The 17,684-nt window shown below is 56.9% G+C and carries 19 protein-coding genes and 3 pseudogenes; 3 read left to right on the top strand and 19 right to left on the bottom strand.

The genetic code is table 11. The annotated features are described in order from the left end of the window. Nucleotides 1-97: 97 nt before the first annotated feature. From P3T40_RS36185 to P3T40_RS36175, 3 genes and pseudogenes are all read right to left on the bottom strand, one after another. Nucleotides 98-817: a hypothetical protein gene (locus P3T40_RS36185; protein WP_429272498.1), complete on the bottom strand. Its 720-nt coding sequence runs from the start codon at nucleotides 815-817 to the stop codon at nucleotides 98-100. A gap of 219 nt (nucleotides 818-1,036) precedes the next feature. Further along, nucleotides 1,037-1,285, bottom strand: coding sequence for a hypothetical protein (locus P3T40_RS36180; RefSeq protein ID WP_429272497.1), 249 nt, complete (start codon nucleotides 1,283-1,285; stop codon nucleotides 1,037-1,039). 1,207 nt (nucleotides 1,286-2,492) lie between these two features. After that, nucleotides 2,493-3,144 (bottom strand): annotated as a pseudogene (locus P3T40_RS36175) (transposase); the annotation flags it as partial. 521 nt (nucleotides 3,145-3,665) lie between these two features. On the opposite strand from P3T40_RS36175, the gene P3T40_RS36170 reads away from it, so the two are divergent. Continuing rightward, nucleotides 3,666-4,016, top strand: coding sequence for a hypothetical protein (locus P3T40_RS36170; RefSeq protein WP_429272496.1), 351 nt, complete (start codon nucleotides 3,666-3,668; stop codon nucleotides 4,014-4,016). A gap of 1,085 nt (nucleotides 4,017-5,101) precedes the next feature. Here the strand turns inward: P3T40_RS36170 and P3T40_RS36165 are convergent. From P3T40_RS36165 to P3T40_RS36155, 3 genes are read right to left on the bottom strand one after another with little or no spacing between them, the layout of a single operon-like run. Continuing rightward, nucleotides 5,102-5,422, bottom strand: coding sequence for a hypothetical protein (locus P3T40_RS36165; protein WP_429272495.1), 321 nt, complete (start codon nucleotides 5,420-5,422; stop codon nucleotides 5,102-5,104). A 47-nt stretch (nucleotides 5,423-5,469) separates the two neighbouring features. After that, the gene (locus P3T40_RS36160) at nucleotides 5,470-6,333 is read right to left on the bottom strand and encodes a hypothetical protein (protein WP_429272494.1); all 864 of its coding nucleotides are present in this window, start codon (nucleotides 6,331-6,333) and stop codon (nucleotides 5,470-5,472) included. After that, nucleotides 6,330-7,286 carry a hypothetical protein gene (locus tag P3T40_RS36155; RefSeq protein ID WP_429272493.1) on the bottom strand — a complete coding sequence of 319 codons (957 nt, stop codon included), beginning with the start codon at nucleotides 7,284-7,286 and terminating at the stop codon, nucleotides 6,330-6,332. Before P3T40_RS36155 ends, P3T40_RS36160 begins: the two co-directional genes overlap by 4 nt. Before the next feature lie 217 nt (nucleotides 7,287-7,503). Between P3T40_RS36155 and P3T40_RS36150 the strand changes: the two genes are divergently transcribed. Further along, nucleotides 7,504-7,857: a hypothetical protein gene (locus tag P3T40_RS36150; protein WP_429272492.1), complete on the top strand. Its 354-nt coding sequence runs from the start codon at nucleotides 7,504-7,506 to the stop codon at nucleotides 7,855-7,857. 495 nt (nucleotides 7,858-8,352) lie between these two features. Here P3T40_RS36150 and P3T40_RS36145 read toward each other — a convergent pair whose 3' ends face one another. The 3 genes and pseudogenes from P3T40_RS36145 to P3T40_RS36135 all read right to left on the bottom strand — a co-directional run. Next, nucleotides 8,353-8,646, bottom strand: a complete 294-nt coding sequence (locus P3T40_RS36145) for a hypothetical protein (protein ID WP_429272491.1) — start codon at nucleotides 8,644-8,646, stop codon at nucleotides 8,353-8,355. Continuing rightward, nucleotides 8,643-9,659, bottom strand: coding sequence for a hypothetical protein (locus tag P3T40_RS36140; RefSeq protein WP_429272490.1), 1,017 nt, complete (start codon nucleotides 9,657-9,659; stop codon nucleotides 8,643-8,645). Before P3T40_RS36140 ends, P3T40_RS36145 begins: the two co-directional genes overlap by 4 nt. 877 nt (nucleotides 9,660-10,536) lie before the next feature. Beyond that, nucleotides 10,537-10,820, bottom strand: a pseudogene (locus P3T40_RS36135) (transposase); the annotation flags it as partial. Between the two features lie 39 nt (nucleotides 10,821-10,859). Here P3T40_RS36135 and P3T40_RS36130 point away from each other — a divergent pair. Next, complete coding sequence (locus P3T40_RS36130; RefSeq protein ID WP_429272489.1) at nucleotides 10,860-11,066, top strand: hypothetical protein; 207 nt, start codon at nucleotides 10,860-10,862, stop codon at nucleotides 11,064-11,066. 36 nt (nucleotides 11,067-11,102) lie between these two features. Here P3T40_RS36130 and P3T40_RS36125 read toward each other — a convergent pair whose 3' ends face one another. The 10 genes and pseudogenes from P3T40_RS36125 to P3T40_RS36080 form a co-directional block, all read right to left on the bottom strand. Beyond that, nucleotides 11,103-11,678 (bottom strand): hypothetical protein, encoded by a 576-nt coding sequence (locus P3T40_RS36125; protein ID WP_429272488.1) that lies wholly within the window; start codon nucleotides 11,676-11,678, stop codon nucleotides 11,103-11,105. A 49-nt stretch (nucleotides 11,679-11,727) separates the two neighbouring features. Continuing rightward, nucleotides 11,728-12,093, bottom strand: a complete 366-nt coding sequence (locus P3T40_RS36120) for a type II toxin-antitoxin system VapC family toxin (protein WP_429272487.1) — start codon at nucleotides 12,091-12,093, stop codon at nucleotides 11,728-11,730. Beyond that, nucleotides 12,087-12,305 carry a ribbon-helix-helix protein, CopG family gene (locus P3T40_RS36115; RefSeq protein ID WP_429272486.1) on the bottom strand — a complete coding sequence of 73 codons (219 nt, stop codon included), beginning with the start codon at nucleotides 12,303-12,305 and terminating at the stop codon, nucleotides 12,087-12,089. Before P3T40_RS36115 ends, P3T40_RS36120 begins: the two co-directional genes overlap by 7 nt. Before the next feature lie 601 nt (nucleotides 12,306-12,906). Then, complete coding sequence (locus P3T40_RS36110; RefSeq protein ID WP_429272485.1) at nucleotides 12,907-13,164, bottom strand: hypothetical protein; 258 nt, start codon at nucleotides 13,162-13,164, stop codon at nucleotides 12,907-12,909. Nucleotides 13,165-13,616: 452 nt separating this feature from the next. Further along, nucleotides 13,617-13,790, bottom strand: coding sequence for a hypothetical protein (locus tag P3T40_RS36105; RefSeq protein ID WP_429272484.1), 174 nt, complete (start codon nucleotides 13,788-13,790; stop codon nucleotides 13,617-13,619). A 17-nt stretch (nucleotides 13,791-13,807) separates the two neighbouring features. Further along, nucleotides 13,808-13,969: pseudogene (locus P3T40_RS36100) on the bottom strand (IS6 family transposase); the annotation flags it as partial. 140 nt (nucleotides 13,970-14,109) lie between these two features. Next, nucleotides 14,110-16,098, bottom strand: coding sequence for an AAA family ATPase (locus P3T40_RS36095; protein WP_429272483.1), 1,989 nt, complete (start codon nucleotides 16,096-16,098; stop codon nucleotides 14,110-14,112). A 2-nt stretch (nucleotides 16,099-16,100) separates the two neighbouring features. Then, a complete protein-coding gene (locus P3T40_RS36090; RefSeq protein ID WP_429272482.1) occupies nucleotides 16,101-16,463 on the bottom strand; it encodes a hypothetical protein in 363 nt (120 codons plus the stop codon). Nucleotides 16,464-16,575: 112 nt separating this feature from the next. Beyond that, the gene (locus P3T40_RS36085) at nucleotides 16,576-16,863 is read right to left on the bottom strand and encodes a hypothetical protein (protein ID WP_429272481.1); all 288 of its coding nucleotides are present in this window, start codon (nucleotides 16,861-16,863) and stop codon (nucleotides 16,576-16,578) included. A 31-nt stretch (nucleotides 16,864-16,894) separates the two neighbouring features. Next, nucleotides 16,895-17,017, bottom strand: coding sequence for a hypothetical protein (locus tag P3T40_RS36080; RefSeq protein ID WP_429272480.1), 123 nt, complete (start codon nucleotides 17,015-17,017; stop codon nucleotides 16,895-16,897). Between the last annotated feature and the right edge of the window lie 667 nt (nucleotides 17,018-17,684).

Here is a 17,684-nt window from a genome sequence, read left to right as displayed (position 1 = left end):
CGAACTTAAGGAAAGACCGCGACAGGCGGGCATGGATGCCTGCCGCGAGTCGGTTAACAGATTTAATGAAGAACGCTGGGATTTCCCGGAAAGTATGTCAACGAATCGCCTTCCCGGCCGCTTGCCGGACCGGATCGGCGCTGAACACATTGGGATTCGTCGAACGCATTTCGATAAGCAACTGTTTCGTTTCTTTTAGAACAGTCTGGTAAGTCTCCTCCAGTTGAATATCCGCCAGGAGGAGAGAGAGCCCCGTCGCGATCCTCACGGAATCAATTCGTCCATCTGGACTCGGGAAGATGGTGTAGCGCTGTGGGCTGATGTAGTCACTTCCTCCCTCCACAGTCATTTTTCCGTATCCGTAGAACAATTCCGTAGCGCGAGGTTCCAACGACTTCACCAACTGTTGGTCGAGCGATAGATCTTGCCCGCCTTGAAAAATCTGCATGGCGGTCCACGGGTCAGCGGTTGATGCGTGAGGATAACTACAAACTGTGACCAGTGGTTCATAGTCAGGTTCGCGAAGTGGTGCGGCGTCGTATGCAATGAGTGTTGCGGATTTTGTCACGCGAGACCAGCATGGTTTGCTGAACTTCCTTTGAAACTGACGGTACCTTTCCCTCGACCGGATTTCGCTGGCACAGTGAGTGACGAGTGAAAAGACCTCCGTATCCACATGAGGCTCGTATTCCTCGATCGCAGCGGCGACGACTGATTTCACGTCAATCAAGTTGGCCGGCGCCATCCCGAAGCGGAAGCCATGGAGCGTCGATGCGACAGAGTCGACCAAACGGAAGTTTTGATAACTTGAGCTCATAAAAATCCTTGAGAATAGGGGAGGGGTTAGTGAAAAATGTCGAGGGAACTTTGACTGATGTAATGTTAGTTGACTTTCTTTGCAGTCGATTCTTAAAAAAATGTCAGTGAAAGTTCGTTATGTTGAATACATAAAGAATCTGGAATCTGTGCCGTACCATGCCTGATATGAAAGATGGTCCCTCCTAAGATTAGGTAGGAAGGACCATCAATAATCCTTTTACTTCGCGGCCTCTCTTTCCCACGGCCCATACAGGTTGTGGGCGATCAGGTTGTTTCGCACCGTCGAACGACTGATTTCAATACCAGTCTCATGTTTGACGCGGCATGCAACTGCCTGCAGCGAAGTGGTCAGAGGATTTTTCCCCTTAAGCCGCTCCTGGTGGGCTTTGACAAAGACCGCGCGCACGCTGGGGCGATCGCCCACCATTGCGCGTTGACGACGCTGTTTCTTCCGTGCTTCTACCATCTAAAGCTCCATGACGCAGTTATCCAACAATGCCTCCAGCAAAACGGAAGCGCCCAGAAATGCGCCCGCAACTGATCCGCGGGGTGACGCCTTTCTGTTGATTTGGCAAGACTGACTAAATGGACTTGCCGGGCGGCGGTGGCCGCGCTGAGGCATCGTTTGATGGTGATTGTTAGAAACACGCTGCCCTGTGATCGCAAGGAACGAGTGCAATCGCGCAATCGCCTGCGCCAAATAGTTGGTGCAAGGTTACGTTTTCAAGGGGATCGGGGCCGCGCACTGGCCAGAGACCGACGGGCAGGAATTCGCGACTCTTCACCTAATCTTCAACCGTCAGGCGATTAGGCGAAAAGCGGCGCCGGGCAGGCCGACTATCGATTCGTGCCGTACTCTGCTATGGGCAGGATAGGAATTTGTTTCATATAACGGCAAATATGAACGCAGGCCCGGTAGATCGGGTCCTTGGTTCGTGGTTGCTCGTGTGAGTGCACGACGATTGCAGCGCACGACCTTCGTGTGCTCGTTTTTGAGGGCGAGATGCAGGTCGAAATTGGACGCGCGAGACCTCATCTGGATCGCCCAGCAGTGCCTAGACGGTCAATTCATTACGTCATAGACCGGTTTTGACAGAGGGGCTCGGACTAGCTAGAGCACTGTTAAACCGGATTTTCTCTGAGTCATTCCGCAAGCGGTAAATGCACTATGCCAAGGTCCTGCGGAAAAGTCAAAACTTGAAGTCCGGTTTTGTTCAGTTTAACGAAAAGAACACTGACATGAATGGACCGTGTCAAATGCCAAAACGTGGTTCCCCGAAGTTTCACGGGTCAAGGACGGACGTCAGCCCGGCGTAGCGGACCGTTGACGCGACGTCGGTTTTCCATGTTACACATTGGTCGTGAGGGGCGACACTTGCACGCTCACGACTATGCGAGACCGTCTTTATGACGGTCGTCAACACAGGGTGCCTGGGCGAGGGCAAGGCGGTTATCCGACGGCTGATCATTCTCATATGCGCGGGTTTGTAACCGCATGACAAACGAAACGTCGGGGAGCTGCCTCACTCTAGTTTCGAGGGTTGTGCTGTTTCCAGTTGCCTCCTAGTGTCGCCGCCAGGGTTCTCCCACCGTTGCGTGGTCTTGGCCGAAATATCCTGTTGCGTATCAACTAACCGCATGTGCCGGCTAAGCCCGGCTTGGGGGGCGACATCTTGCCCGATAACCCAGATAAAGCCGACGAGCTCGCGCGCAGTGGCGGTACAGACCTGGTTTTTGAGCTTCCTGCGTGCCATCAGGTTTCGAAAACTCTGACACAGCCGCTTTTGCGCCGACCATGCGATCTTCTGGACTTCCGGCGGTTTACGCTTTGCGCGCCGCTGCGGGATCGCGGTCGTTCGTGCGGCATGACGATAGGTCCACGCTGCTTCGATGAGTACCCGCCGGACGTGGCTGTTGCTGGTCTTGGTGATGCCACCGCGGCGCTCGCGCTTGCCGCTCGAGTCTTCGCTGGGCACCAGGCCCAGATACGCCACCAGTTGGGGCGCGCCGACAAACCGTGCGAGTTCAACGAGTTCCGCGACCACCGTCACGCCTCGAGCGGAATAATGCCGCGCAGCTCCATCAACGCCTCGATCACTGGCCAAAGCGCGCTGGCCTGCGCGGCCGTCTCGACTTCGTGGTCGGGGCTGGCCACACGGCTGCCACAGCTCTGCACCGTGTCGATATATTCCTGTAGCACAATCTGTTGCTTCAGCCGGGCGAACTTGATGCCTTCCAGCCAGCGCGAGTGCGCTTGCGCCCACCTGGAGCGGCCCGCCTAGCGATGGCCACGGCGCGACGGAACGACAGCAGCCGTCGCTTGGCCTAGCGGCTGGAGAACACGGCGAATTGAGTGCCCGCTTCAGAGAAAACAGACTGACTCTATCGGATCGATCTGAGGCGATCGCCATCCGACTCAGTACAGCCATCTACGGTCGTTGGCCCGCGTTCTCGTGACGACATTCAACCGTCAGTTCCACCCAGACAATGGGCCTTGGACGCGCTGACCAGGCACGTCTCGTCATCGGCCTAAGGCCAGACGCTCGCGTCGATTCCATCCATCCGCATTCAGAATGCGGAACGCCGACTGCACACGCGGGTAGCATGGCCCCTGTCAATGCGCCGCCTGCCGCGCATTTGTTGCTTTTGATCTCTTCAGTGCGCTCTGCCACAGTCAACGATTCCCATGACCCCAATAATTTACCCACCAGTGCATTCCCTCGGCGCTTCACGCGCCCGGCCCTCGGCATAACGACCACCGCTCTTCGTAGGCACTGTGTTCTACCAGACTCTTGCCCGCACCTTCCTTCTCCGTGATAGCCGTACATCTCGCCGGCGATCCGTGTGTGCGCTCGGCGGCGATGGTCGCGGGCAGCGCACCGCAGCTTGTGAAGGAAAAAGGAGTTTCGCAGGCCAACCCTGCGGTGCCGGTCGACCGGGCAAATCCATTGATATCTGCTGCAATTCTCGACGCGAAGGGACGTGCCATGAAAATCAAGACTTTCACGTATGAGAAAATGTTGAACGCCTACTATCTTCGACAGACGCGCAGTAGGCAAACGATGGAAGACCATATTGTCGAAATGTTGCAACAGGGATGGGTCGTTATGTCCGGCCCTGGGCCAGTGGCTAAGGTGCCTCGAAGGGGATGCGGCTTGCCGGGCGACACCATGATCATCGTGTTCAAGAAGGGCTAAAAGTGAAGCACTGGACGCGGTCCGGACACAAGTTCGGGCGACAGTTGGTTCTCCAAAAGCCGCTGTTCTCCCCACGAGGCAGTCAATGGCAGAAGTGAGTCCGAACCCGGCCAGCCGTCTAATGAGAGCGTTTAAGCAAAAACAGGCGGTGACACCAAGCAAGTCCTGCTGCCAAGGTTGCACATCCTGTTGCGTGTCCGGCTAGACGAGGAATCGTTGGCCCCATATATCGCCCTACAAAGGGGCTCCGATGATTAGCCGGTAGGCTGGTTGTGGATAATCAATATCCCTGACGAGTGTGTGAGCCCGGCGAGAATAGAAGTTCGGGCGCGTTGCGATGCGGCCGGGTGTTCGCCGAACAGGGAGCACGGGACTGCGTTCGGCGACTACCCGCCGACTGGCATCACCGCGCGATCGGCCGTTGTACCTTGGAAGCCACTGTTAAGGTACATGAGATCGAAGGTCGGTTGTGGGTCAGCGACATTCAGGCATGCATCTGGACACCGCGAAGGTGTGATTAGGTGGTCGATGTGGTCGCAGGCTGCATCGCCAAAGCTTAGTTTGCGCAGTGCTCAGCATGAATGCTGGTCAGCGTTGACTGGTCGAGCTTGCGAAGCTCGCCTATGTCGGGTCCCGTGGCCAACGACTATCGCATGATGAGTAATCTGGCATACCAGATGAGAATCATTGTAGTCGCTTGGGTCGGAACCTACGATGAGTACAGCAAGATTAATTGGAAAGTCAGACGTGCGCGAAATGAGGTCAAGCCACTGAAAGCCGGCCTCGAGCGCGTGTTTCATCGCAGTGACGAAGTCTGCTTTCATGCGTGCGATGTCGTCGAGCGTCACCGGGTCGAGACTTTGTCCAGCTGCCCCTCGAAAGCGACCGTTGATGGAGAGATGATTTTAAAACCACGCCGGTCGGTGTTCAGGATGTGATCGTCGCGCACGGTCTAGGGCATATGTATTTCCAGCTTGTATTGGTGCTAGGTGAGAAGGAAGTGATCGCGGGAGGCGGCGATACACGCCTGCCGCGATGCAAGTTTCCAGACCTAGTGAATAACGCTGGGATCTCCCTCAAGTACGTCAGTGACGTCTTGTCTTTCTTGTTGAATACTGGCGGGTGCTGAAGAAGATTTGGTTCATTGACCGAATTTCTTCGAACATCTGTTGGGTTTCGCCCAGAACAGTATGGTAGATTTCTTCCAATTCTGTGTCCGCCAGAACGCGCTTGAGGCCAGCTGCTATCTTGACGGGATCGACCTCGCCGCTTGGATCAGTGAAGATGGTATAGCGTTGCGGGCTAACATGGTCACTTCCTCCTTCGACAGTCATTTTCCCGCAGTGGCCGAATACTTTTATTGCGCGAGGTGCCAGCGCCTCCACTAGGCGTTCGTCGAGGGACATGTCTTTCCGATTCTTAAATTGTTGCATCGCAACCCACGGGTCAACCACTAATGAGTGAGGATAGGCTCATCCCTTGTGGCTTTTTGTCGTAACGTGGCGATGACGGTTCGCTTGTGTTCCAGGAGAATCAGTTTCCCTGGCGGCAGATTCTTGATGCGGGTCGGAGACGACAAGACCGCAAATAAAGTTTCGTAGCCGAGATCTAGCAGAGCCGGAACCAAATCGCTGCGAAAACTCTCTGCTAGTGCATTGCGCGCAGCTTCTTTGGATGTGCGCAAGGCGTCCCGGACCATCGCTAGCGCAGCCTTACCGTCGGGCATTACCACCGACGACATCTCACAGTTGGGAGTGAGTAAGGCCTCAAAGATTTCCTTAAGCGGAGAGAGCGAGTAAGGGTACAGTATGTCAGCAAGCTCAAGGGTTACACGCTCACGGTGTTGGCCAGTGGATTTCCACGGACATTCACTGTCGATGTATCCGTGTTTCGTGAAAAATGACCAGATCATCCGAAACAGACGCACCGAATCGAAGTTGCGGATATCGTCCTTTCGCGTCACCCATGATTCAAACTGACGCTGTGATGGCAGGGATGTAATGTTAGGGTTGCCGAACTCGGAAAAGAAATCCACGAGAACCTTGAGTTCATTGTTTCGCCTCGACTTGCCGTGACGCTCGACTGGGAGCGTATTGCATCGCTGAAACTGCGAAACAAGATCAAGTGCACGCAGGCCACCCGGGTGCGCGGAGATCAACCGTTCCCGTTGAATCGACTGATAGTGTGCGAGCGCCGCGGCTCGATCACATCCTAATGGAATTTCCTTTTCCATCGGGTTGGCGCGGAAATAGAAGAAGGTCCGCCCACTTCGCTGAACGCGGGCCAATAGGCCCGTTGGGAGATCGCGCTGCCTCATGGCTGCCTCCTGGGAGTCGTATAGTGTAACGTGATGTCCTCGCGAAAATGTCCTACCTCCTGGCTGCAGATAGCAAGGCATTGACTATCTGAGAGACCTAGCGCGCGTAGCTCTGCCAGCCTGCGCTGGATGTAGGAGTAACGTAGGCCGTGCGCACCGAGACTAAAGCCGAGCGCAGCCTTTGATGCCCTTGTGAATGCCATCGACAGCGCCTGACCGCCGACCAGTCCAAAATGTGTCGTGAAATCTTGCCCCCGATTGCAGACGGTGCGGGATTGGTTAAGTCGCTGCTGATTGAGCTGCGCAAACAGGTGCGCCGGGACCGCTATCTTCCGGGTAAGGCCGCCTTTTCCAGTAACGGTACAGATAATCACTTCGTGCAACCCGAAGAAGAGGTCCTGACGCCATGGACGATCCGGGGACGGCGCGTCAATGTGAAGATCGGATATCCGCAAGATTTCTTCGGTGCGAAGCCCGCAATAGTAGAGCAGAGCAATAGAGAGGCGGTGCAAGGAGCTTGCCACCGCGAGAATTTTCTCAAACTCTTCATGGGTATAGGCGCGACCCTTGACCATGCTGGGCATGGAGGCCCTGTAGCGCGGGAGTTCTAAAGAGAAAACCTTTATGAACGCCTGCCAGTGCTGGTCAACAGTTTTTTGCTGCCATGTCAGGCTGTTTAGATAGAGGAACTCGTCGAACTCGGCGCGTAGGTATGGTCCACGGTCTGGCGCACCACCCTGGGCGCGAAACGATAGAAAGTTTGCGATGCAAATCTGATACGCCCGGGCTGTGCCCCGCGAACGGATTACCAGGCGATGGGCGTCACCAAGCTTCTTCTTCTTGGCGCCATAAACACATAGACGTTTGACAAGGCTTTCAGCGGTCGTCTGGTACCTGCATCTACGATGGTAGGTCAGGCGGGTTGTCGAATCGGTGTACGAACTCTTGTCCATGAAAATGTATCCGTGTCATTTTCAAGTACCTTACCCTGGATACCGTGGTGAAGTCAGTGCTAGTGACGTTACGTGAAACAATATCGTCAGCAAAACGTCCGGTTTCTCTTCACTTGATTCTCAGATAGGGATATTGTTTCTGCACACGCCACGACCCGAATCGTCCCGAGCGAGTCGCGAATGTAAAATCATCAAGAGTACTAATGGAGAAAATTAGATGGGAGCGGAACTTAACCGGCAGATGCGCGCGCTCATAGATGAACGAGGTGGGCGGCATGGCTCAAGGATTTTCGAGATGCATCATAGCGTTATCCCCAGGATCGCAGACATGTTATATGAACGTGGCTACAAGCTTGGTAAGCCCGCAGGTCTTAAGCCAAAACATCTCATCGTTATCGTCGAGATAATGATCGAACAGCGATTGCCGATCGAAACGATGAACCTGATCTGGATGGAAGTCGGAAATTGGGCCGCGTGGATTCGTAAGGCCGATATGGTTCAGCCCCTCGAGACGTACCTCAAGGCTTACGCGGAATCGAAGGCGGAAACGGCAAACATCTTGGACGCATGAGAGCCGTTTGACGCGTCTAACGTCTGCGCCGAATCCGGGGATATTCGGTGCAGAATGAAGGTGTGCAACCAAATGGCTATTGCCCGTCAATGACTCGGCATGATGACCAAGGGGAGAGGAAGCCGGATTGAACGCAGGCATGCCCGTGCCCTTATAAACCGATCCAAAAACGCAACTATCGGGGTCACGGTTGACTCACTTCGAGTCTGCTGCGTTGATCGTTTTCCGGATTTGCCGAATTATCTTTCCTTCGGCTGTCCGGCTCGAAGAGATCCGAATCTGGATCTGCTTGCAGTTCTTGTAGGTTACCCGCGACGATCAGGATTCGTTCTACGACACAAAGAGCGGTCGTCCTCGCATCGTGCCAATCATTGTCAGTACCGCGAAGCCTTTACGGAAAGCAGGAAACTGAATGCACGTCGATATGGCATTCAAAATCCGCGTTGTGGCTTCGCCGGTTAGTGGAGCAATTTTGCGGGTATGTCCAAATCATCGCTACTTGAAGTGGCTTGCAAATGAATCATCAAACATTTCAGGCTCGATTGATCCCTCAGGTTCTGCCTTGGCGAGGGCAGACTGCGGGCCTCTGCTTTCCCCGACACCCCTCACTCCGGATGGCGTCCGTACAGGCCAGATGCCGTCCCTAGCGCCTCCTTCCCGAAAGAACAGTTCAAGCACCTGCTTGCAGAAGCGGGCGCGGATGGACGGAGGCATGTCGAGGAGCGGAAGCAGGGATGCAGGATATTCGATAGCATTGAACGTGAGCTGTATTTTCAGGACGGATTTCATGAGATCCTCCGCGGTTTCGTCGCGGCTTCGCCAGCAAGAACGAACCCGATCGCGTTGACGAGCTGAGGACGATCGACGGTATATACGTCGAACCCGAGCGTACGTTTAAGGGCATCGGCGTAGTAACACGCGGCGCCGCCGGTTCCATAAACGACAAGGTCCTCGCAGGTCCCCACTACGGTGAGGAGCGCTTTGACGATGGGATATGTAACGTGAAGTGCATCGCGGAGAAAGGGCTGAAGATCGACCGCTTTCCCGTAGACGTGAAGGGGATGCCTGCATCGCAGCGCACGATCGATCCGGTCTATGTTCTCGATACGTTCACCGATCGACTCACCAACCAGGCGCGCAACTTCCCGGATTACCACAGCAGCGCCGCCGGGGCGGCCAACGCTGCGGGCGTGGTCGACTTTCTTTCCATTTTCGACGGTGATCAGGTCAGTCGTGTGCCATCCACTGTCGACCAGGCATGCGGTTGTACTCGGCGTGGCCGCCAAGGGCGCTGCAACCCGCAGGTATGCGAGCGCACCCAAAGGCTGTGGTATGACTGCAACCTTCTCTACCGTGCAAATTCCATGTTGACGAAGGTTGTGCGTACCCTCGAAGCGTTGTTTCAGAAACTCGGCATGACGCATCGTGTGTAATGGCAGACCTAGTACCATCAGTCGTACCTTCCTTGCCTGGATCGCGACCAGGCTCGCAAAGACAAGGGCCGCGTACTCGTCCTCCCTTGGAAAGTTATCTGTCTCGGCTCGGGCCGTCCTCGATCCTGCGATGCTGTCTGGCGACGTGTCGACTTCGTAAGTCACGTCGCCGATTTCGATCTCGACGTTTGTCTTGTGGTCGATGAACATGTCGGCTGCGGTCGCCGTCGCCGTCGCAGTGCTCGACCTCATCTTCCGAATGGCGACTGACGGATAATTTCCCGTTTCGATCGCTCCGTTACGGCGTACCACCCATTTCACCTGGAAGTAGCCAACGTCACATCCAAAAACATCAATGTCGTTCTGCATATATAGGCATCCGAAAGATGTCAGATTATCTGGAAACCGGGTGTTAGAACAGAACGCATGGCCGAGCCGCGACGGACGTTGTGGCAGGTTGACACCTGCGTCCGACGCCGTCACTGCAAGGAGATGGCGCTCCTCCAAAACAATGGTCACACTACAGCAGACCGGGTCAAACGGGATCCTCCAGTGACGGGCCTGCGTCTGTCACTGGTGAATTCCCGGGATGCAACGGACGACACTTGCCCAAGGTGTCTGGCAAAGGCGCCGATTCCGTGATGCCACAGAGAATCGGGTCAAACTGAAAAGCAGTGAAAGGTGGTGACGCCTCGGCGGGCGTGCGCGACCCCGCGGGGCGCGACTTTGTTTCTCGGACGATTCTGCTGGCGCAAGAAGCGTCGGATTTAATGACGAAGTTCGTCGATATGTGTGCGTCGACCGCGCATGAACGGGTTAAGACCCGTTACGCGGTATTTGCCTGGAAGCACTGATACTTTTCGATACGAATTTTGAACTGGTGGTCAAAAGCCACCAGCGTGTCCAAACAGCGACCTTTTGTATTGACGCGTAACGCAATTGAAGTTGGCCAAAGTTGTAGTGGCACAAAGATTCAATGCGGTGTTGCGGACCGGTCAATTAGCGGCTACGGTCACCCGAAGCTACTGACCTGGTTTTTCTTCATGCACACGGTCTTGGACCGGTTTGCTTCGTGCCGCTGAGCGGCGGAGAATCTGAACGGATCGTATCCAGGAGACGAGAAACGTGCAAGTGGGCGATGTGCGATATTGTTTCATTTAAGACTTAGGGTTAAATGTTGCAATCTCGAGAGCACTGTGGGATGGCCGCTTTGGCGATTGCCCTGAGGCTGTTCTTTGCCCTCTTCTCAGCCCCCCAGTATATTCAGGACGCGTTTCAGGTTGTAGGCCAATACCTGAAGACTCATCTCCGTGCTCACCCGTCCGAGCGTCCGGGTCAGGAAGTGGGTGGCCCCATCCAATGCTTCAGCGTGCCGAAGACGTGTTCGACAGTGCTTCTTCTGATGGTCATTGCATCAGGCTTCCGGTCGAGTCGACGCTGCATAACTTCCAGTACATGTTCGTGCTCCCATCGTCGGATGCGGCGATAGTCGCTGGGCGAACATCGCTCCTTGAGATGGCAACGCGGGCATGCGCAGCACAGACGCGCCCGGGGTGCCACCGGCTGATTGTGACCGACGGGCTTCGCTACGGCGTCTATACCCGCCCGGGGGACGGCGAGTTCAGGCTCTACGCGTATTTCAACCTGATACGACTGCGCAAGGACTATCCCGTCTATCCGTGCAAGGGCGCGCGCGAGGCTTTGGTCGCGCTCGCTCCAGAGTGGAAGCCGGGCGCCGAGCTAGCCATCATCGAACCGGTCTTGCAGGCAGCGTAGCGCGCCGGCTCGTCCATCGCGACCGGAGTCCGCGCGTTAGAGGAGGAGCAGGTGCTGGCGCCCGATATCCGCGGTGACGCTGGCGCTAACGCCAGCCTGTTGCGCAAAGTCCGGCCATGCCTTCACCGCTTCGCGCACGTCTCTGATGATCGTCTGCGCCGCGCCGACCATTCCAAACAGGTCGGCCACCTGCAGCAGGTCATCCTCGGTGAAATTCTTGAATTTGCCATTGACCGACATGAGATGCTGGTTCGTCCAGTCGCCCACCGGATTGTGCGCGAACGTCACGTCGTAGGCGGGTGAGAGTTCCCACGGTTCTCGCATCAGCCTGTCGTATTCATTGACAACGACGACAAGCGCGTCGACTAACTCCGACGCGATTTTCCATTCGCCACCTACGCCACCTTGCGTCATCTCGGCCAGCAGGCGCTTTTCTACATCGTTCAGGAAAGGCTTGTCGAGTCGCCCGAAGCCGCCCTCTGTCAGAAATCCCGTCAGCAGCAGTATCTCCGCCATGCACGCAGTTGCGTCGCGATCAGCTTTCCCCTGACGGATCCGCTCCAAAGCGATTCTGACGGGCAGGACGAGTCCGTCAGCGTCTTGACGGTTCATGGCTAGCTATTTCGCCTTACTTCGTAATACCCCTGTACTGGGGCTTTCGTTAGAGTTTGTAAGGCACGCGCACGCCGGGTTCATCCGCAGGAAAATCCTTTGTGTTACGCGAAACCAGCAGCAGCGAATTTACCTGGGCTGACGCCCACACAATGGCATCGGGCAGGCGAATCCGCGTCTGCTTGCGAATTTCGACCGCACGGTTGGCAATCGGAGTGTCCAGTGCGATCACGTCGAATGATCCAAGCCATGCACGAATCGCCGCCTCGTCATCTGTTGTTGTCCCAACGAGTACCTCCATCCAGGTAATCGTGCTGATCGCTTTGTACTCGTATCGTGCGAATTCTTTTTTTGCTGCACCGACGCCGCCGAGATAGTCGATCAGAATGTTGGTATCGAAGAGAGCCTTTACCATTCCGAGCGCAGTTCCTGCTGGTACTCAAGGCCATCGACCTTTTTGCTCTTCCATAGCCCGAAAACCTCAGCCCCAAGGACCGCCTTATGCTGCGAGATATACGCCTCGATCGCATCACGGATAACAGCGGCGCGCGGACGTTGCTCAGCCTCCACAAGGGCTGCCAACTCCGCGACCTGCGAGTCGGGCAAGTCAACCAGGATTCGACTCATTCATACCCCTTTTCATGATATACATATCGTATATCAATGGGGATCCCTCTGCAAGCGAAACCCTCTCGTCGGTTAGTTTCAGCCTGAACCAGAACGGCAAGGAGACTGTCAGCAGCGTTACCGCCATTGCACTTGGACTCTTCAGATCGCCGAGTGCACTCAGTCTGTTCGGCAACGTCTTCGCTGTCTGGCCGGGACGGTGGGTCCTGGTTGCCCGTCTATTGAGGCTTCCTCGCAAACGGTCGGACTGGCGTGGGCCGGGTATTCGTGGTACCGACCTTACTCGTTTTCACTTGCAGGTTCCCCCCGACCGGCGCCACCTACCCTGTACCGTCCGCTCCGACTGGCTCACGCCCTATTACTTTTCGACCGTCACATTCACTCCCGGATTTGGCGACATTTCCGCCAAGACGTGGGTTGGCGAGTTTGTCGCTATGCGCGAAGTGATTTCGGGCTACACGACGTTGGGCTTACTGCGTTCGGTGCGGGCTGACAAGAAGGAAAGGCAAAACAGCTGCCAGCCTTTTGCTCGTTTTGAATGTGCGTTATCCCACGCTTGCCTTGGGTTTGCATTCGTGTGAAGGTCTGCGGTCCATGGTGGTCACCCGTCCCAATCGTCCGGGAAACGTGGGGCGAGTAGCTCTTTCGATGTGTCGATGCCCAGCAATTCCATGGCCTCGGTCAGCTTCGCGATCTCTCGCGAGAAGTCCATGTGAAACTGCTTACCCTCCATCGTCATCGGCAGCGAGTGAAACCGGGCGACGGCATAGCGGGCGTAGTGAATTGCATCGACAATTTTTGCGTCCCGTCCGGCTTGTTCGACGAACGTTTTCGACTTCCTGGCAACTCCCTGTTTCACTTCGCTGCCCGTGAAGTGTCCACAGGCCGGTAGTCCTGAGTGATTGTCTACAGGCGCCTATATGTGGGCGGCGCAGAAATGGTCATGACTTGGACCTTCCGGCACCGAGGCGCGCGATGTCCGGGGTCTCGCGGCGGTGCGCGTCAGGTTCGACGATACGCGAGGACGCCTTTGCCTTGCACAACCCGGATCGACCCGAGTGCACGTACCGCCTGCATTCACTTCCGACTCGCCTATACACGCACCAACTCTCCTTCTCTGACGCAGCATCCCAGATCAGATTTGGCTCTGGTCGTGGCAGATGCGGGCTACGCCTGCACAACGAAATTTTCCGGCTCGCTCATGCGGCCACACCGCTCTTGTGGTGCTGCACTGCTGCGGGTATTATCAAGTTGTCGAGCCACACGCGCTCGAACACGTAGTATATAAGGATACCGAATTTAATCAGCGAGTCACCCCAGCATCGGAGCGCTCGTCGCGTTTTCCCACGCTTCGAAGGTCTCGGCGCGAAGCGCCCGCTTCTGTTTTGCGTTGTTGTGGTAACGACAATGCGGGAACAGATCGCCAACCTGATCATGGACCGAGGCGAAACGTTGCAGGTGACCCGCTGATTTGAAGCGGCGCATCACCTTCTCGCGCATTCAATGCCGCGTGCGGCCAGCAGTTCCTCGACCATGCGCAGGCTCAGCGGGAAGCGGTCGTACAGCCACACCGCGTAGCTGATCACATCGGGCGGAAATCTGTAGCCGGCATAGGAAATGGTGTCGGTGACCGACGTACGCAGCGGCAAAGTGGTTCGTTTCATGCCCGCGATTGTCGCCGCGTCTTCCTCAAACCTGCCATCAACGTGACAATGCCCGGCGGCCTGCATATGGGTTAAGAGTCGACCCGCAGTGCGAGGAGCGCGGCCCGAAAGTTCAAAGCGCCATGGAACGGGGAGACGGATCACCCGACGGAAATGTGCAGTGTCGAAAGCGCTGCACGCACATCGCCAGTTGTAATGGTGGAGGCTCCCGATTCGATGTGTCGCGCCGCGGCCTCGTCGATAAGCCGCTGCAACACGGCGTCGGTATCCGCGATCGAGCAGCCCTCGAGCGCCGTGACCAGGCACTCTACGGTGTGCCGGGAAATCGCGAAGGTATCGCTCGCCTTGAGCTTCAGCTGGGAGCGTATGTAAGCCGCGAGCGACTCACGTGACGGCACGTCGAAGCGGATCTTCTGCTCGAGGCGGCCGCCGCGCAGCACCGCCGGATCCAGCGCTTCCGGATGGTTGGTAGCCGCAATTATTAGTACATCAGGCACGCGGCCATCGGCGCCGTCGATCGCGGCAAGGATCCGGTTGGTCACGGACACAACCGCAGACATGGCCCGATTCCTGAAGACGTCATCCGCCTCATCGATGAAGACGATGCAGGGTCGCAGGTCCTTTGCCTGTCGGAATAGCATGTTCCACGCGGAATGGCTGGCGAGGAGGTCCGCGCCTGTCGTCTTGAGAACCGCCCACCCACTGGACTTTGCGACGGCCATCGCGGCCTGCGTCTTGCCGGTGCCCGGTGGGCCATAGAACAGTACGCCACGGGGAAGCGAGCCACCGAGCTGTTCCATGCGGTGAATATGGCGCAGGCGCCGTGCGAGGCGTTTAAGTTCGTCACGAGAGCCCACGGGCATAATCATTTCGTCTACCGTCTTGACCTTCTCCGGCAGGTGTCCTCTCGATCCCTGGATGCGACGCATGGCCTGCATGGCAATTTCGGACGACACCACTCCATTTCCGAAAAGACCTTCACGCCGCATGTCGCCAAGCTGAGGCCCGATGGCCATCAGACGCGCCGCACTGAACCCTTCCCAGCGGGCCGCGAGACTCTTGAGTACGGGCAAGCTGACGGCGTTCGGTCCGAGCGCCTTGAAGACCGTGCGGGAAAGGAGCGCTTCACGCGCTGGCGCGTCAGGCGATGGCACTTCGATCTTGAAGTCGAAACGCCCCTCGCGCACAGCGGCCCCGTCCAACCAGTCGAGATCGTTGGTGGCGGCGACCAGGATAATGCGGGTGCCACGCAGTCGGACGATTTCGGTGAGCATCGTGTTCGTCAAATCCCTATCCATATGATGGGAATCGCTCCTGGCCTTGATAAACCCGTCCACCTCGTCAATCAGGAAGACGGCCTGACCTAGGCGGGTGGCCTGCGCGAAGGCCGCTTTCACACGCTCAGGTGTTTCATTGACCCACTTCGAGGCGATGTCCTGGTAGGAAATCGAGAAGAAGGGGATCTGCAACTCGCCAGCGAGTGCTTCGGCAAACATGGTTTTTCCATTTCCGGGTTCGCCAGAGAGCAGGATGCCGTTTCTCGCCTGCGCCGGGTTGAAGAGGACATCGCGTGCCGCATTGAGCAGCCGGTTCTTTGTATCAGCCATCCCCGTGATGGCGTCAAAGGCGAACCGCGCGCGCAGTACGCGATCGTTCAGGAAATACGCCCGCTGGGGCGTCGCTTCGCTGGGTGCATGTTGCGCCCCCGAGCGTGGGCCGGGCTGTTGTTCGGGCGGCTGGGTGGGTTGTCTGGTCGCGAGGTACCGTTGCCTGGCGCGCAATGCCAGCCACAGTACGATTCCGGCGCCGAGCAGACCGGCAAGCAGCACAGAATACTGACCGATTGCAAGCGCCAGCATGGCGAGGGTCGCGGTAGCCATCAGCCATCGGGCGATGCTGACATAGCGGTGGAGCGCGAACGCCAGTCCCGTGCAGACCAGCATCGTGAGCAGTCGGTGCATGCCATGGAGGTGAAGAACCGATCCAACGCCGGCACCCATGAGGGAGCCGGTCAGCATCGGAGGGAACAGGCGAGCCGTGAATACGATGACATCAATCATGAGTGATTCTCCGTGCAGGCAAGAAGCAATGGCAAAGCGGTGGGAGCCGGGCGTCGAGAGACGCAGCACGCCTAGCGAAACAGGGGCATGATCTCGTTCTCGATCATGTGGTACAGGTCGTCGCGGATGAACTGCGCGAACTGCTCGCGTTCGAAGAAGTCTCTGGTGAGAAGGAGGGCGGTGAATCCGATTGCGCCGCCCTTGATCATGTCGATTACCCCGAGGGCAATACTTTGCGCCAGGGCCGGGCAGGCGCCCTGCAGGCCAGCGAGTCCCAGAAGGATTCCAAGGCACGAGGTGCAGGCAATAAAAACCGGGGCGAACAACAACAGTGTGGCGACGGTGTTGCAGAGCGCCCTGACGGGGCGGGGAAGGCACGCATGGTCCGGATGGACGAAAGAAAACAGTGACGTTTGCTGTTGATCGTTTTGCATGTGGGGCTCCGTTTAGGTAATGAAGTGGATCCGTCGGTCCCGTCTCGACGACTCGTCGTGCGGCAACGGATCCAGGTTCCCATGGGCGGGTCAGAAAGCAAGTTGATGCGGACTAGCGAAGCACAATGAGCGGGCGACCTCGTCTGGGCAGCCACAGACGAGGGCCGGGGCGCCTACGGTGCGTGCGTTTGCGCATCGGCCTGGTCGCGCGACGCTGGTTCTGCCGCAGCATGCGTCGCGCATGTGCGATGGGGCGCCTGAGATCGGCGCTCAGGCGCCGGTACCAGGCTTCGATCGCCTCGGGCGGGATGCTGGCGTCGATGTAGCCGGTGACGCCCGAGTCGGTCACGACCTTGACAACCTCGCGGCCGTTGGCTGCGGTAAAGCGTGTGGTTTCCATCTCGTGTCTCCATGCATGTATCGTTGACGTTTCACTTGCGCGTACGGCGTCGTAGCCACCGCGCGAGGAGGATGAATGGCGTGAAGTAGTCGATGAGGCACTGTCGGCATTCATCGACGAATACCTGCCAGAGGCTCTTTGGGGCATTGTTCATAAGGGTGTCCTTGTATAAGCTGGTTTGCCGGAGTAATTCGGTTTTGGGGACGGGAGCCGGGCGCATCATGGATGCGTTATGAAGGCGACGGACCAACCCGTCGGATCTTTGTTGCGCATTGAGTTACTCCATCTGGTTATGGTTGTTCGTCAGCCGGACATAATCCTTGGGATGCAACCCGACAGCCGTCCCCGCGTGTGGTGTGTGCCAGGACAAATCCAGAATTACATGGGGTCTAGAAGACGCAAGTCAGAATTCCCGGCACCGATACGTTTAATGAGCGCGCTGCCGCCGGGGAGCGGTTCACCTTCGAGCTATGGGTTGCGCGATGCGACGGGTGCCGGTCGATCCGGTAAGAGGAGGGTGTGGAGCTTGCTGCGGCAGGGTCTGTCACACTGACGTGTGGGACACCTGTGTGACAGGAGGAGGGGCTTTGAACGCTTCTCGTGAATTGTCGTTTCGTGTCAAGTCATGCGGTGACGTTTTTCCTATAGTGGCGAAGAGATCGTCCATGGCGAGGGAGGCGCGAACGCAAAAGCATCCGGCGCTCGAATTCCCATTGTCTCGCATGACCTACGGAGCAAGGGGATTGGAGGCCCAGCATGTAGACGAACACTTGAGACTCTCTCTCCATGTAACCGAAGAAGAATCTTAAAGAGTCCCCTAA

Source organism: Paraburkholderia sp. EB58, assembly GCF_050436665.1.
GTDB lineage: Bacteria > Pseudomonadota > Gammaproteobacteria > Burkholderiales > Burkholderiaceae > Paraburkholderia.
The sequence above is the reverse complement of the archived record's forward strand: the minus strand, read 5'-3'. Positions and strand labels throughout refer to the sequence as shown.